The sequence below is a fragment of the Selenomonas sp. GACV-9 genome (genome assembly GCA_900116485.1).
Lineage (GTDB): Bacteria > Bacillota > Negativicutes > Selenomonadales > Selenomonadaceae > Selenomonas_A > Selenomonas_A ruminantium_G.
This window is the reverse complement of sequence record FPAX01000001.1, coordinates 74,073-89,837: the sequence shown is the minus strand read 5'-3', so window position 1 is coordinate 89,837 and position 15,765 is coordinate 74,073. Positions and strand designations below refer to the sequence as shown.

The 15,765-nt window shown below is 52.7% G+C and carries 12 protein-coding genes; 2 read left to right on the top strand and 10 right to left on the bottom strand.

Features of this window, described 5'->3' with window-relative positions; translation table 11 throughout:
* Positions 1 to 23: 23 nt before the first annotated feature.
* The 7 genes from BM322_RS00395 to BM322_RS00365 all read right to left on the bottom strand — a co-directional run bounded on the left by BM322_RS00395 (position 24) and on the right by BM322_RS00365 (position 7,440).
* Complete coding sequence (locus BM322_RS00395; protein WP_075427936.1) at positions 24 to 617, bottom strand: hypothetical protein; 594 nt, start codon at positions 615 to 617, stop codon at positions 24 to 26.
* Between the two features lie 23 nt (positions 618 to 640).
* Positions 641 to 1,891, bottom strand: coding sequence for a GspE/PulE family protein (locus BM322_RS00390; RefSeq protein ID WP_075427935.1), 1,251 nt, complete (start codon positions 1,889 to 1,891; stop codon positions 641 to 643).
* Between the two features lie 109 nt (positions 1,892 to 2,000).
* Complete coding sequence (locus tag BM322_RS00385; RefSeq protein ID WP_075427934.1) at positions 2,001 to 3,017, bottom strand: methyl-accepting chemotaxis protein; 1,017 nt, start codon at positions 3,015 to 3,017, stop codon at positions 2,001 to 2,003.
* Positions 3,018 to 3,029: 12 nt separating this feature from the next.
* Complete coding sequence (locus BM322_RS00380; RefSeq protein ID WP_218154587.1) at positions 3,030 to 4,145, bottom strand: FIST N-terminal domain-containing protein; 1,116 nt, start codon at positions 4,143 to 4,145, stop codon at positions 3,030 to 3,032.
* Between the two features lie 222 nt (positions 4,146 to 4,367).
* The gene (locus BM322_RS00375; protein WP_075427933.1) at positions 4,368 to 5,342 is read right to left on the bottom strand and encodes an asparaginase; all 975 of its coding nucleotides are present in this window, start codon (positions 5,340 to 5,342) and stop codon (positions 4,368 to 4,370) included.
* Positions 5,343 to 5,373: 31 nt separating this feature from the next.
* A complete protein-coding gene (locus tag BM322_RS00370; RefSeq protein ID WP_075427932.1) occupies positions 5,374 to 6,645 on the bottom strand; it encodes an SLC13 family permease in 1,272 nt (423 codons plus the stop codon).
* Between the two features lie 225 nt (positions 6,646 to 6,870).
* Positions 6,871 to 7,440 carry a class I SAM-dependent methyltransferase gene (locus BM322_RS00365; protein WP_075427931.1) on the bottom strand — a complete coding sequence of 190 codons (570 nt, stop codon included), beginning with the start codon at positions 7,438 to 7,440 and terminating at the stop codon, positions 6,871 to 6,873.
* Between the two features lie 143 nt (positions 7,441 to 7,583).
* On the opposite strand from BM322_RS00365, the gene BM322_RS00360 reads away from it, so the two are divergent.
* Entirely contained in the window at positions 7,584 to 8,699 is a 1,116-nt protein-coding gene (locus BM322_RS00360) for an SLC13 family permease (RefSeq protein ID WP_082334261.1), read from the top strand.
* A gap of 27 nt (positions 8,700 to 8,726) precedes the next feature.
* A complete protein-coding gene (locus BM322_RS00355) occupies positions 8,727 to 9,653 on the top strand; it encodes a ketopantoate reductase family protein (RefSeq protein ID WP_075427930.1) in 927 nt (308 codons plus the stop codon).
* A gap of 75 nt (positions 9,654 to 9,728) precedes the next feature.
* On the opposite strand, the gene BM322_RS00350 is transcribed toward BM322_RS00355, so the two are convergent.
* The 3 genes from BM322_RS00350 to BM322_RS00340 are packed head-to-tail and all read right to left on the bottom strand — an operon-like array spanning position 9,729 to position 15,764.
* On the bottom strand, positions 9,729 to 11,087 hold the full coding sequence (locus tag BM322_RS00350) for a threonine/serine exporter family protein (RefSeq protein WP_318254481.1): 1,359 nt from the start codon (positions 11,085 to 11,087) through the stop codon (positions 9,729 to 9,731).
* On the bottom strand, positions 11,084 to 11,869 hold the full coding sequence (locus BM322_RS00345) for an alpha/beta hydrolase (protein WP_075427929.1): 786 nt from the start codon (positions 11,867 to 11,869) through the stop codon (positions 11,084 to 11,086). The genes BM322_RS00350 and BM322_RS00345 overlap by 4 nt, the downstream gene beginning before the upstream one ends.
* Positions 11,870 to 11,909: 40 nt before the next feature.
* Complete coding sequence (locus BM322_RS00340) at positions 11,910 to 15,764, bottom strand: PolC-type DNA polymerase III (protein WP_075427928.1); 3,855 nt, start codon at positions 15,762 to 15,764, stop codon at positions 11,910 to 11,912.
* Position 15,765: the final 1 nt, after the last annotated feature.

Here is a 15,765-nt window from a genome sequence, read left to right as displayed (position 1 = left end):
TAGCACGTTCGCAAGCGATTTACTCATTTCACTCGCGCTTGAATAAAATCAAGTACAAACGCGAAATCCTCGTCAGCTGCATACACCTGATTGTAGTTCATCGGTTCATTGAGCTTTATGACATTGCGGCTGCGCAGGACTTCTATGCTTTTCACATCACGGAACCTTGAATACGTACTGCTGCGCGAAGCCGCCAGAAGGCCTGACCCCATCGTCGTCAGATTGCCCGCAGACGCCCCTGCCAAGAGAGCCAGGATTCCGATAGCCTGTGCTTTTTTTATCTGATGTGGCAGCTGCGTATGTTTCACGCCCTGCTCATCCATCTCAAAGAGCACACAATATTTGCCGCCCATGATAAACGCATAGACAAGATAGCCTACGGCTGTCAATAGCAGCATCCCCACCACGAAACAGGCAAAGCCAAAGGCAAGATCCTCCAAGAGTTCCAGCCGGAAACCATTCTCGATAACATCCAGCAGCAAGATAAAGATATTGATTGCCACCGCTATCCCCAGGAATATCTTGCTGACCAGCAAGAATATCGTCGGATTCGTATAGAGATTCAACTCATATACCCAGCGGTATACGCCATCTTTTCCCCGCTCAATTGTCTGCATCCTAAGGCCCTCCTCTCCTGCACTTATCCATAAAGCACCCGCTTGACTTCCGCTAGCGTCGTCAGTCCTTGCACAGCTTTTGCTACGCCATCCTGCCAAAGATCTTGCATTCCCTGCTGCGCGGCCAACTTGTCTACTATCTGCCGGCTGCTCATAGCAAGTATTGCCTGGCGGATAGGCTCATCAATCAGCAAGACTTCCTGCAGAGCCAGCCGCCCGCGATAGCCTGTACCACCGCAATGGTTGCATCCTCGTCCGCGCCATAAATGCATCCCTTCCTGATACTGCTCACCTAGCAGCAATGCCTCTGTCGAATCGGACGCCAGCTCATATTCCTCCCGGCACTGGGGGCAGATCCTTCGCACCAGCCGCTGGGCCACGATGCCCGACAGCGTCGCCGCCAACAGATATGGCTTTACCTCCATCTCGAGCAAACGAAATATCACGGCCGACGCCGTCTCCGTATGCAGTGTCGTCATGATCTGATGACCGGTCAAGCCGATGCGCACCGCCATTTCCGCCGTCTGCGCATCTCGGATTTCCGACAGTAGCACCACCTGCGTATCCTGCCGCAAGGCCGCTTTCAGCCCGCTCAGATAGTCAAGTCCGGCCTTGGGATTGATCTGCACCTGATTGACGCCAGGGATTTCCCGCTCCACCGGATCCTCCAGCGTAATCAGGTTGCGCTCTGGCTGATTCAGTTCACTGAGCGCCGCATAAAGCGTCGTGGTCTTGCCAGCACCCATCGGCCCTGCTATCACTAAAAGCCCCGCGGGCCGATGAATTAGCGCCTCGAATTTTGACTGATTCTGCGCCGAAAAGCCGAGACTTGCGATATCCAAGAGCTCCGACGCGAGATTCATGAACCGCAGTACCATCATCTCTCCATGAAGCACTGGCATGACCGCTACGCGGATATCGAGCTCTGACTTTCCGCTAGCCTCATAACGGATATGTCCGTCCTGTGGCCGTTGCCGCTGGGCAATATCCATCCCCGCCATGACCTTCAGCCGCGAAAGGATTGGTGCTACAAGCTCATGCGGAATCTTATAGGGCGCCTGCTGCAGGATGCCATCGAGGCGGTAACGTATGCGCATGCCGTCAGCGAGCGGCTCAAGATGCAGGTCGCTTGCTCCATACGCGATTGACCGGTCAATCAGCCAGTCAACCAGCCGCACCACTGCCGATGATTTTCCTGCCAACACACGCCCCTGTCTTACCTCCCGTAAGGCTTGACCGGTCAACAGATTCCAACTGCTTTCTTCCCCCAACATAAAAATCACTGTCCTCAGTACATGGATTTAAACAACGTTCCATTTCTACAGGACAGTGATTTTTTCCTTCTTCATCAGAAGATTAAGTTTTATATTTGGACGGCAGCTGTCAATGACGCTCTTTGAGCAGCACCTTGACCTGTCGCAGGAAGTCGATCATGCTGCAGGCAATCACGTTCTTCTCACTCATGAGTTCTTTCAGGCCTTGGATATTCTGGCGCATGGAGGTAACGAGTCCGCCAACGGAGTTCGTACCATCCGTCACACTACCCATCATGTCACTGGTCTTCTGGATACCTGCTACGATCTTGCTGCTATAGGAATTGACGCTTTCTGTCTTTTTCGCCACGTCAGTAAAACTTGCCTGCACGCGATCGACAAAGACTGCATTTTCCGCTGCCTTCTCTTTGGTTTCATCGATAACCGCATTGAGGCTGGACAAGGACTGACGCAAGGATTTGATGTTGGTATCAATGCCCTCGACCATATCTTTCGTCGATGCTGCCAGCTCGCGGATATTTTCTGCTACGACACTGAATCCGCGGCCAGCCTCACCAGCCCGCGCTGCCTCAATCGAGGCATTGAGGGACAACAGATTGGTTCGCGTAGCGATGCCTTCGATGCCTTCAGACATCTTGTTGATGTTATCGAAGTTCTCTTCCAGCTGTTTGAAGACCTGCATGATGCTGTCGAGCTTTTCTTCGATTTCCTGCGTCTTGGCCGACAGCTCACCAACTTCGCTGCCAGCGGCGCTGACGACTTCATTTGACTCGTGCATGATCGTAGAGATGTGCTGCGCATAGTCGTTGAGGTCATTGAAGTTATCATTGAGGGAGGAAAAGTCCTCATTGACCTGGCCAATGCCCGCGTAAGTCTCACTCATCTTGCGCACATATTCAGCAATACCTGCCTCTGCCTCAGTGAGTTCTTTCATGCGCGTGTCCAGATATTCAATACCATAAGCAAGCTGTTTCTCGTTGCTTGCAGCAGCTTGCTGCGATGCGCTGACAGGCTTTGCCGCTCTGGCAGGCACAGCTGGTTTTGCCGTTTCCCTTGCCAGCGCTTTTTCTTTTGCCCGCTGATTGTACAGCGGTTCCTTTGGTTTGCCAAAATTAAAGAATCCCATGCCGTTCCCCCCTTACTCGAATACCGCAGCAATCATCGTCTGATTGAAATGCTGCTCGTAAATCTGCTCGCCATAGCCGCCCCAGCCGATATACTCGCCCAGCGCGGTGCCCATGCTGCGGAAGAACTCATCGGCATACCCTTCGCTCTTGAACAGCAGCGTCCGTGCCAGACAGTTTACCATGATCGAGAATGCAGGACGGGGAACATCACGGCGGATCCTGGCCATGGTCTCTTTATTGACCTGACGGTAATCATCCGGCTGCAGCATGACAATCTGATCGTTCTCATAGATGCGCGCATGATATTTCATCGTCTGCCGATCAGAGTCGATATCGTCATTGGCGATGATATACATATCCTTGCCGATAATGCGCCCGACCGGGTTGCTGTCGAGGAAAGCGCGGTCCATCTGCGTGACTGTAAGTGCATGCATCTTCGCCTCCATCTCCGAGGCTGGACGGCCATCGTAGGCCATGACCTTGCGGGAGAAGGCATCGACCTTCGTCGCCGTAAGCGGCTCGCAGATCGGCTTGTAGATGTTCTCACGATAGAGATGGATCCGCCCACCGAGATTGCGCAGCAGGACAAATACGCAAGCCGTATCATAGACCTTGCCATCAAGTGACACATAGGTCTTTTCTGCCAGCCCCTTATCGCCAGCCGTTCCGCCGAATACCGGGATGTTTTCCTGACGCAATACGGAATTGAGCACCGACAGGACCGATTCTTCACAAGCAATCAGCCCATTCGTCGCCGTAAGGCAAATCGTATCGCCATTTCCATGGCTGCCCAAGGAACGCACCGCATCCTGCACACGTCTGACATATTTGAGCGGGCAGTGATTTGCCTCTTCGAGGACATTTGCCACGCAGTTGATGCCGCTTTTGATGGCCAAGACTTCTAAGGAATCATGGAAGATGCCTTCATGGGAGAACGCCGCAATCGATGTCGTTCCCATGACAATACTATGAGGGAAACGCTGCTGCATCTTTTCCGAAGTTTCCTTGAATGCCTCCACCGTTGTCGTAAACCATACGAACTTTGGCTCCGTCATCCCCTGACAAGCCTTTTCGATGGCAGAATCAATTGGCTGTGCTGCACTGCGGCCAATTTTGAAATCTATCATACTCATATCGCCTTCCTTAATCTCTTCATAATCATTATCTTACTATACAGTCAAATCTTTTCCAATGTATTTTTTTACTAATTAAGCATTATTTTTTGTATTCATTGCACATCGGCTGTAAAAGTCCATAACAAAAGGCACTGTCCTTTTCCCGATGGATCCAATCATCACTCCATGTTCCCAGGACAGTGCCACTTTCGCGTCAAACATATTCAACAAGATTTACGGCTTGAAATATTCCTTTAACTTCTCATTATCATCGGTCAGCCCCAGGGCCAGCATCAATTTTAGCCTGGCCTTCTGGCCATTCAATTCTCCTGCCAGGATGATTCCTGATGACAGCATCTCGCCAGCACTGCCCGTATACGAATAGCAGGGTACGACGCGCCCGCCATAGACTCGCGTAGCCAGTACCACAGGAATTCTCGCGCGTCTTACTGCCAGAATGCCCGCACGCACACCTGGTGGCACATTGCCACAACCGAACGCCTCTACGACCAGACCCTTAATCTTTTTCTCGATTAAGCACCGAAATAAAAAATCATCCATCCCGGCTACGCATTTCAGCAGATAAACATCAGGAACCAACTTTTCTGGCTGAATCTTTTGTCGAGCTATAGGCTTACGCCGAAAGACGACTTTATCGAAATACACATGACCAACAGCCCCCCACCAAGGCGAGGCAAATGTCGCAGTATTTACCGAATGTGTTTTTGTCACTTCACCAGCCGCATGTATCGTATCATTCAATACCACCAAGACGCCCTGGCCAACTGCCGCATCACAGGCAGCCGTCTTTACGGCAGCCAGGATATTTCCCGGCCCATCCCAACTGGTATCTGACGCGCCGCGCATGGCCCCGGTCACGCATACGGGCTTTTCCGTATGCAGCGTGAGGTCCAGCAGATACGCTGTCTCTTCTAACGTATCGGTCCCATGCGTCACGACAAAACCCGCAATGCTGTCATCTTTGGCTAGCTCATCGATTTTCCGCGAAAGGTCCAACATCATCGCAGGCGTCATATGCCCACTGGGAATGTTTGACTGCTCAACGACTTCAATCTCGGCAATATCCTTCAGTGCAGGAACTGCATCGAGCAAATCTTTGCCACTTACAGCAGGAATGAGCCCGCCTGTACACGGATCCAACTTCATCGCAATCGTGCCACCAGTCGTAATGGCAACAATCTTTTTCATTTCATACCCACCTTTCTGCTGATGCTCACCATCAACGAACTATCAGCAATACACTTACAAGGACAAACAAAACCAATAAGCCAAACAACATCGCCGGGCGCTGAAATTTATTGGCATCCTTTAGATTTGAGTCCTTGACCACAGGAATAACGGTAGACAGCGCTGCCACCGGCCCACCAGTCAAATAGTACTGCGTGACAGCCGAACCGCCAGCTGCGGCACAAGCTGCCGTGAGCGGATCTGCGCCAGCAGCTAACACGACTTGCAGGAACGGTACATCTATAGCAACTGAGGCGGCATTTGACTGGGTGATAAATCCTGCCAGCGCTGATACAAACAGCATCGAATAAATCGGCGACACCGTCACGAACGGTCCCATGATATCTGCGATGACATCCACAAGACCAATCTTATTGATGACACCACTCATAAATAGGAAACTGATTGTAGCCACGATTGGAATCGCTGCTTTCTTCACTCCATCAATCATCTCATTTTCACTCTTATGCAATTCCATCTTGGCTAAAAGACCAACTAGTATTGCACAAACGGAGCCGACGATAAATACGGGAAAGCCAAGCACAAAACCGGCACAGAAAAGCAAAAACGGGAAAACAGCCAAGCCGAAACTATATTCAGAAACATTCGCAAAAGAACGCTCCACTTCATTTTTTGTTTCTTCATCAAGGACTGGCGGATTCTTTTTCATTGCGCTTGCCACACGAACGAAACTGAACAATATGATGGATATACCCACGATAGCGCCAACGACATTGATTGCACCAAAGCCAATAGCAGCCGTTGCCACTACAGCAACCTGGGTAGGATGCGTAAAACCAGCAAAGTTGCCAAAATGACCTGCATGAGCAGCCAGGCCAGCAGTCTTATTGGGATCCATTCCCAACTTTGTCGCAGCCGGACCAGTAATAGCTGCTGTAACTACAGGCTGCGTAAAGCCTGTCAAAGCACCAATGCAGCCAGCAGCCAAGCTCCCTGCAGCAGTAATTCCCGGTGCCCCGCCTAACTGAGACCCCCAAGCCATTATCTTATTGATGATAACTTTTAAAAAGCCAGAACTCTCAAGAATCCCCACAAACATAAGGACTCCTGTGATATCTGCAATAACAGGATTCAACCCGCCGTTGACCAGCTTGATCAATGTAACATCTGCCTTGCCAGAAATAGGAAAACCAGCAGCCAGGGCCGCAATCGTCGATCCAACAATTGCAGTCAAGTAAAGCGGTGTCTTCCCCCATACCATGAATATCAAGGTAATGACCATCAAAATCTGAGCCAGTTCCATAATAACATCTCCTTGTAAGCCCAACGTCTTCCTACAATCCCTTCACCAACAGCTTATCTGTTGCGGCAAATAAAAAACGTCAAAAGCAACCTGTGCTTTTGACGCCTTTGTCATTTTCTATAGAAAACTTATCCATGGATACTTGCAAGTATATCAACTTATATTACAAATGATATATCTTTATCACTGTTTTGTCAATATTTTGTTAACCTTTATCAATCTGATTCAGTCAGTTGACCTGACACGCTCAATTACATACGCATATGGAGCAGTCTCTTTGTGATTCACCAACCGATAACAGCCTACTGTAAAAATGCGGCAAGGCAATGATGCAAAATACGTGGCAAGCATATCGGCCTCGACTTTTCCCTCGGGATGTCCGGGATAGACGACGACTACCGCGAGGCCATTTACCTTGAGTTTCTCCAGTGCTTGCTCCACAGCTTTTTCCGTGCTTTCCTGCCGTGTCACGGCCGTATGCTCAGCCCCCGGCAGATAGCCGAGATTGAATAGTATGACGTCAATCGGTTCATGAACATGCTCTCCGAGATGTTCATGACTGTCCAAGATATAGCTGATACGCGACGCGTGCTTTTCCGTGCGCACCTTAGTGTTTGCGATGGCCTGGGGCTGGATATCAAAGGCATAGATATGTGCTGAGGCTGGCGTGTTCTCGGCCAGGAACAACGTATCATGGCCATTGCCAGCTGTCGCATCCACCACATTTTCGGCCCGCCCCAATACGGGAACGATTGCCAGATGCATAAGTTCCAAAACATTGCTTACTGTCTGCATGCATACTCTCCTTTGCTGCTCTTCATTACCAATATTCGTTACCAGCTGCCCGCGTCCTTCCCTTGCAGGCAAATTCTCCTTGGACTTCGGCTAAATCTATATTAAAATAGGTCTATCGTTATTTTAAAGGAGACTTGATTCATATGTCCTTCACGGCTTGCCGTAAATATTTGCGCCGCAATCCCGACCTTGCGGCCGCCCTTGCCTTTGCCCTTATAACCATTGCCCTGGCACCGGCACCGCCTGCCAGTCTGCTGGCGAGCATCAACCTGCCGTTACTCGGGCTGCTGTTCTGCCTGATGAGCATCGTCGCCGGCCTTCGTCAAAGCGGCCTGTTTTCTGCCATCTACCTAAAGCTGTTCCATGGCGAGACTTCGAGCCGCACACTTGGCCGTTTCTTCATCTTCAGCTGTTTTTTCAGCTCGATGCTGATTACCAACGACGTCGCCCTCATCATCTTCGTGCCGCTGGCCATCCTCGTATTGACAGAAGTCCGCGCCATCCGCCTGCTGATTCCTGTAGTCATCTGGCAGACGATTGCCGCCAATATGGGCAGCATGCTGACACCAATCGGCAATCCGCAGAACCTCTTCATTTACTCCTACTACGGCCTGCCCCTTACGGATTTCCTGTCCATCACGGGCCCCATCGTGCTGCTCAGCGGCATCATCATCTATCTTGCCACCTATCTTTTACAGGATAAGCCGGTAACGATAGCGGCCCAAAATGAAGAATTTCTCCACTGGCGCCGCATCATGCCGCTGCTCTTCCTCTTCACGCTCTGCCTGCTCAACGTGCTGCGGCTATTGCCCTTTGCCGCGCTTATGGTCATCGTCGTGCCGGGCATTGCCCTGCTCGACCGCAAGTTATTCCGCGAAGTAGACTACAAACTGCTGCTGCTCTTTACCTTCCTCTTCCTCGGCGTCGGCAGCCTTGCCCGCATCCCCTTCCTGCAGACCGGCCCTGCTGAGCTGCTCGCTGGTCATGAGTTTCTCGTTTCCCTGCTGATGAGCCAGGTGCTCAGCAACGTGCCGACCACAGTTATGCTCGCCCAGTACACGACAGCCTCCGGACCGCTGCTGCTCGGCGTCAATATCGGCGGCCTCGGCACCATCATCGCCTCGATGGCCAGCGTCATCTCCTTCAAAGCTTATCAGGGTACGCGATTCCATAAGACCGGTCCTTATCTTTCCCTCTTCACCCTGGCAAATCTCGGTCTGCTTGCCATCCTGCTCATTTATTATTATCTCTGCCTGTGATAGAATAGTCCTCAAGGAGGGATTTTCATGAAATTTGCAATCGTTGGCACGGGCGGCACTGGTGGTACGCTCGGCGCCTATCTTGCCGCCAGCGGTCAGGACGTGACGTTCATCGCCCGCGGCAAACACCTTGCCGCCATGCAGCAGCATGGCCTGACCGTCCGCACAGAGCATCGCGGCGATATCGTCATCCAGCCGGCCAAAGCCTGCACGATGGCAGAATACAACGATGTCCCTGACGTCATGCTTATCTGCGTCAAATATTACGGGCTAGCAGACGCCATCGCGCTTGCCCGCCGTACCGCCGGCCCCGACACCTTGATTGTCCCGATCCTCAACGTCTTTGGCACCGGCGAAGTCATGCAGCAGCATCTGCCGGACCTCACCTGCCTCGATGGATGCATGTACGTCTTTGCCAAGATTGGCGAACCTGGCGTCATCCTGCAGCCCGAAAAGATCCTACGCGTCTTCTTCGGATTCCGGCCCGGACAGGACCAGCGTCTTTCTGCCAAAGCACAGGAGCTTGAGCAGATCATGAATGACGCCGGTATCCGCGCGCATTTCACCGCCCATATCCAGCGTGACGCCCTGCAGAAATTCGCCTTTGTCTCGCCGATGGGAGCTGCCGGCCTCTACTATGATGCCGTAAGCGACGACTTCCAGCACGAAGGCGAGGTACGCAGCCTGTTTACTGGGCTGATTGCCGAAGTCGTCGCCATTGGTCACGCGATGGGTCTCGAATGGGAAAACGATCTCGTCGCCACAGGACTCAAGATGATTGATGCCTTCAAACCTGGCCTGCGTACTTCGATGCAGCGCGACGTCCTTGCAGGCGGCGTCTCCGAGTTTGACGGTCTCGTCAACCGCATCGTTGCTCTAGGCCAAAGATACCAGGTTCCCACGCCGCTTTACCAGAAAGTCAGCGACTGGGGCAAGGCAAAGCATATCCGCTGAACAGTCAAATAGAAGAGGCGATGCCGCAAGTCTTTCCTGCTTGCGGCATCGCCTCTTTCTGCTTTCCTGCCTGTATCAATCGTCCATTTCCGCATAGCGCTGCGCGAGCAGGCGCTGCTCAGCACTGTATTTGCGCTGCTGGATATAGCGATGGATAAAGATATTGGGAATCGCCACACCGACGGCAATCGCGATGATGATGATGACGGCCGATACGCCGCTGCGGATACCAGCCAGCAAGGCCTCGGAAGTAATCGACTCGATATTGAGCAAGGCAAACAGCAGCCGGTAAAGCAATACGCCTGGAATCATCGGGATAGCCGATGGGATGGTCATGATGATATTTGGCGTATGGAACCAATGGATGGCCTTGAGCGCAATGATGCCGACAACAGCTGCCCCGAAGAAGGAACCAGCTGCCTGGGACCAGCCGAGCTCCAATACCGTGATATTGCGCAGCAGCACCGTGATGATACCCCCCACAGCCACCACCGGCAGCAGGCGTTTCGGGATATTGAAGATGATGGAAAAGCCCATCGATGCAACGGCTGCGGCAATCGCCTGCGACATATAGAAGGTATCAGGGGTCAACCCCACGCTCGTGAAGTCCGTCACGCCGCCCAAGCGGATAGCTGTCACGATGCCAAAGGTCATACTGCCGACAACCAGCAAGGTATGCATGGCCCTTGTCATACCGGAAACGATAAAGTTATTCAAAAGATCATCGACAGCATTGATAAGCGGAATACCTGGAACCAGGAACAGCGTGCAGGCTATGAGCGGATACCAGTTGAGTCCCCCCGTCAGGAACTGCGTCGCCCAGGCCAGCATCGTCGTCGCAAAGGAGGTGATTGCAATGGCCGCATAGGTATTGAATCCATAGCCCACACAGCAGCGGCGGATCAAAAAGCCCAGCAGCGCACAAACTGCCGTCAGTACGAAATCGAGCCAGCTGCCGCCAAAGAGCTTGCAGAACCCTCCGCAGGCTGCGCCAGCCCCTAAGGCCGTAAGCCATACTGGATAGTTGCGCGGCAGATTGCGGATGTTATCGAGCTGCCGCTCGTAGTCCTGCAGCGAGTAGTTTTTCGCCATGGCCCGCCAGGTCAGCTTGCTGATGGCCGACAGTATCGTCATGTTGACGCCATGTTTCGTACATTTGCGAAACTCCGTATAGGATCGTTGCTCGTCATTGACATTTAGCATCAGCGTCGTATACATGACATGCTGATGGATATTCTCCTTCGGTATCCCCATAAAGGCCGCCGCACGCATCATATCGCGAACCGTGCGGTCCGAATCGGCGCCATTTTCCATCAACAGCTGGCCCGTATGCAGCAGCAGATGCATCTTCGGCCCGATTTCGGCAAATGGCTGGCTGAAAACCTGCTCTTTATTCTCTTGTTTCTCCCCCAAGCGTTCCATGCTTTGGTTCATTCCTCCCTATTATGCTCTTTCACTTGAAAAAATTCCACGATCTTGCTGATGGCCAGTGCCATGTGATTCTGATTCTGGAATGGATGGTTCGCCCCCTCAACCGTCACGAACTCGATAACATTGTTCTCGGCAAACTCCTGGGACTTAGCGAGCGGAATCATCTCATCCTTAGTTCCATGAATGATTAGCATATCATCGGCAAAATCGAAATACTCCTGCTCCATGACATCAAAGGCAGCCAAGTCGTCAAGAAAGCTCTGGTCAAGTTTCAGCTTGCGCTCAAAGCCAACCTGTATTTCTTTGCCCTTGGCCAGTTTTGACCGGTCAGCCTCGCTGATATGATTGCGCATGGAATCAAGCATCGTGACCGCCGGACTGCGCAGCGCAATCTTCGCGAAGGGATTCTCCTGCTCGCGGATATAACGCAATGTCAGATACGCGCCAAAGCTCGTCGAATAATTGTAGACATGCTGCGCCTGCAGCTCCTGCCGGACGTAGGCTGTCACGAGCCGCAGGTACGTCAGGCATTCGGCAATCGAAAGTTTCTTGCGCGCATCCTCGCCGTGGCAGGGCCAGTCAAAGGCAATGGCCGCATAACCCTTGTACTTATTGACAAGGTGCTCGCCGAAATTTGCCGTACCGGAGGTATCCTTATGGCTGCCAAAACCGTGCGTGATGATGGCAACATCCTCGAACGTCCGCGTAGTCTTGTCACTGTCACGTACGAACAGCTTGCAGCGGATGCTATAACCTTCTTCGTTGATATCAAACTTCTTTTCCATGGGGTACTTAGACTTCCTTTATTTAGATAACCAATTTGCTTTAACTGAACAGCGCGATCTGATCGCTCTCGCCCATACCGTCAAGACAACCATGGTCACGCAGGATCTCAATGTTGGTCTTCGAGATACCCGTGCGACGGCGCATGTCCTCAATGCTTGTGAACTCACCGTCCTTGCGCGCCTCGACAATGCTCTGGGCAGCTTTCGTACCCATGCCGCTAAGGCTCGCGATTGGCGGCAACAACGATTTCTCATGGATGACAAACTTCTCCGCATCCGACTCGTAGATGTCCACATACTCGCAGCTGTAGCCACGCAGATACATCTCCCAGGCCAGCTGCAGGACGATAAGCGTCGCATTCTGCTTGGCATCGAGTTTCTTCTCCTTGGCCGCCAGCTCCAGCTGGTGGATCTGCTCGCCAACGTAGTCTTTGCCACGGGCAATGACATTGGCATCAAACTCGGCCGCGCGGATTGAGAAGTACGCCGCATAGTATGCCAACGGATAATGCACCTTGCAGAAGGCAATGCGATAGGCCATCATGACGTAGGCTGTCGCATGGGCACGAGGGAACAGGTACTTGATCTTCTGGCACGATTCGATATACCATTCCGGGATACCGCCCTTGCGCAGGATCTCGACCACATCATCCGCTATTCCCTTGCCCTTGCGGACTTTCTCCATCGTCTTGAAGGAGAGCAACGGATCGATGCCGTTATGAATCAGATACATCATGATATCGTCACGCGCCGAGATAGCGTTCTTGATGGTGCACTGGCCGCCACGGATAAGGTCCTGGGCATTGCCGAGCCAAACGTCGGTACCATGTGAGAAGCCCGATATGCGCACGAGATCCGAGAACACGTCTGGATTCGTATCGTCAATCATCTGCCGCGTGAACGGCGTGCGGAACTCGGGGATACCAAAGGTACCCGAAGTCGCCCCGAGCTCCTCCGGCGAAAGGCCCAAAGCCACCGTCGAATTGAACAGCGACATCGTGGCCTTATCATCAAAGGGTATCGTCTTCGGATCACGGCACGTGAGATCTTCGAGCATCTTGATGACCGTCGGATCATCGTGCCCAAGAATATCGAGCTTGACGAGACGGCTGCTTATCGAGTGATAGTCGAAGTGGGTCGTGATCGTGCCGCAGTTCATATCATTGGCCGGATGCTGGATTGGCGTGAAGAAATGCACATCCATATTGCGCGGCACAACCATGATGCCGGCCGGATGCTGGCCCGTCGTTGACTTGACACCCATGCAGCCATGGGCAAGCCTGTCGATATACGAGATATGTTTCTTGACGCCCTTCTCCTCGAAGAACTTCTTGACGTAGCCAAAGGCTGTCTTATCGGCGACGGTCTGGATAGAACCTGCGCGATAGACGTTGTCCTTGCCAAACAATACCTCGGTGTATTTATGCGCCACCGGCTGATAAGTACCGGAGAAGTTCAGATCGATATCCGGGACCTTATCGCCATCGAAACCGAGAAAGACGGCAAACGGGATATCGTGGCCGTCCTTGATGAGCGGCTCGCCGCAAACCGGACAGGTCATATCTGGCAGGTCATAGCCGCAGCCATAGGAGCCATCGGTGATGAACTTGCTATACTGGCAATGCGGGCAGCGCCAATGGGGCGGCAATGGATTTACCTCGGTGATGCCGGTCATCGTCGCAATAAAGGACGAGCCGACCGAACCACGGGAGCCAACCAGATAGCCGTCGTCGTTGGATTTCTTAACAAGACGCTGCGAGATGAGATACAAGACCGAAAAACCATGGCCGATGATAGGTTTCAGTTCCTGCTGCAACCTTGCCTCGACGATTTCGGGCAGGTTCTCGCCATACATAGCCTTAGCCCGATTGTATGACATCGTGCGAATCTCATCGTCAGCCCCGGGAATCATCGGCGAATAGAGGTCATCAGGAATCGGCTTGAAGGACTCAATCATCTCGTTGATCTTGCGCGGATTCGTGACGACAGCCTCATAGGCCAGTTCCTCGCCGAGATAGTCAAACTCTCTTAGCATTTCCTCCGTGGTGCGCAGATAAAGCGGCGGCTGCAGCTCAGCATCATCAAAGCCCTTGCCCTTCATCAGGATAGCACGATAGATGCTGTCCTCAGGGTTCAGGAAATGCACGTCACAGGTCGCGACGAGCATCTTGCCGAGTTTCTGCGCAAGCTCTGCTACCTTGAGGTTGATGTCGATAAGGTCCTGATCCGTCGTGATGTCGGGAAACTTATCGCTGCGCTTCAAGAAGTCATTGTTGTGGATTGGCTGGATTTCCAGATAATCGTAGAACTTGGCAATCTCAATGAGCTCCTCATCCGACTGTCCCTCAACAATGGCGCGGATGAGTTCCCCCGCCTCGCAGGCCGAGCCAATCAGGATGCCCTCGCGGTACTCCTGGACAATCTTCTTGGGCAGGCGCGGCTGACGATGATAATACTTGACATGGGCCAGCGAAACCATCTGATAGAGATTGCGCAGACCGTTGGGATTCTTCGCCAGGAAGATGATATGGTTGGCGCGTTTCTGCTCATAGTCATCGCCAGTCAGATAGCCCTCCATACCATAGATGACCTTGATGCCAGCGTCTTTGGCTGCTTTTGCCGCATCTGGATACGCCTGCACGACACCGTGATCGGTGATAGCTATGGCTGGCCATCCCCAACGGCCAGCCGTCTTGATGAGATCCTTGACCGATACGACAGCATCCATCGCACTCATAGTCGTATGCGCATGTAGCTCAACGCGCTTGACCTCAGCGGTATCCTCGCGCTGTTGTTTTTCTTTCTTAGCCATCGCATCGATGAACAATACATACTCGTTCATATAGGTATCAAAGCGCACCGATCCCCGCACGCGAACCTCCATGCCCTCTTTGAGCCGGCCGATGATCTCGTCGTAGTCCTCCTCGGGACCATTCTTGCCGCGCTTGGGCTTGAAGAACTTCTTGCAGGCAATGCCGTTGGACTCGTCAGCCAAACAGAACGTCAAAAGTTTCGTGCCCGTCTTGAACTCGATTGTCTTGAGGCCAGAGCCAGAGCCCTCACCAATGAAACCTTCTAAGATGACATTTTTCGTCTCGCCCTCGAGCTCATCGATAAGCTTGCGCTCACCCATGACGCCGCGGCCGAAAATCAAGTTGCCAGCGCCCTGTACCACGACTGGCTTGTCAAAATCGTCATGATGCTTGGGCAGTTTCGGCTTGTCGGCAGCAGCTGCCGGCTTAGCCACCGGTTTGGCTGCCGGACTTGCGGCCTTCTTCGCAGCCTGATCCGGCGCTGCTGCGCGGGTCTCAGCCACCCGCTCCTGCCGGCAGGCCGCCAGGTATTCGGGCGTATTGAAACTATCGTCAACCTCAAGATTCTGCAACACCTCATCGCTGGCATTGCACTCCACTGGGCAACGATAGCCGAGCATCTGCTTGATGGCGCGGCTCATGAGCTGCGTGACCGAATGGGCACGCATGATTTCGCCGCCGAGCTCCCCTGGCACATCGATGATGAGCTTGCTGCCATCGACGCTGTACTTCGAGCGCTTGAGCAGCTGGAACACCGTCGGATTGCCCTCAGAGACCACAGTCACGAGCTTGGGCCAGATCTGCTGGATGCCGTCCTCGATGTTGATGACATCCTGATAGAAGACGACGCTTTCGAGCTGGCATTTGCGCCGGATCTGTACCGCCGCCTCCTGCAGCAAGGCATCGGGAATAAGGGTCTGACTTGTCAGCGCGATTTCCCAGCTGCTTGTCTTCGTGCAGACCTCCACATGCCGGATGGTCGCTGCTTTCATGAGCTCCTTCTGCCCATCAGCAAGCGACATTCCCTGAACCAGCTGCCAAAACATATTCTCTTGTTTCGGGACAATCCGATACTTCTGCATG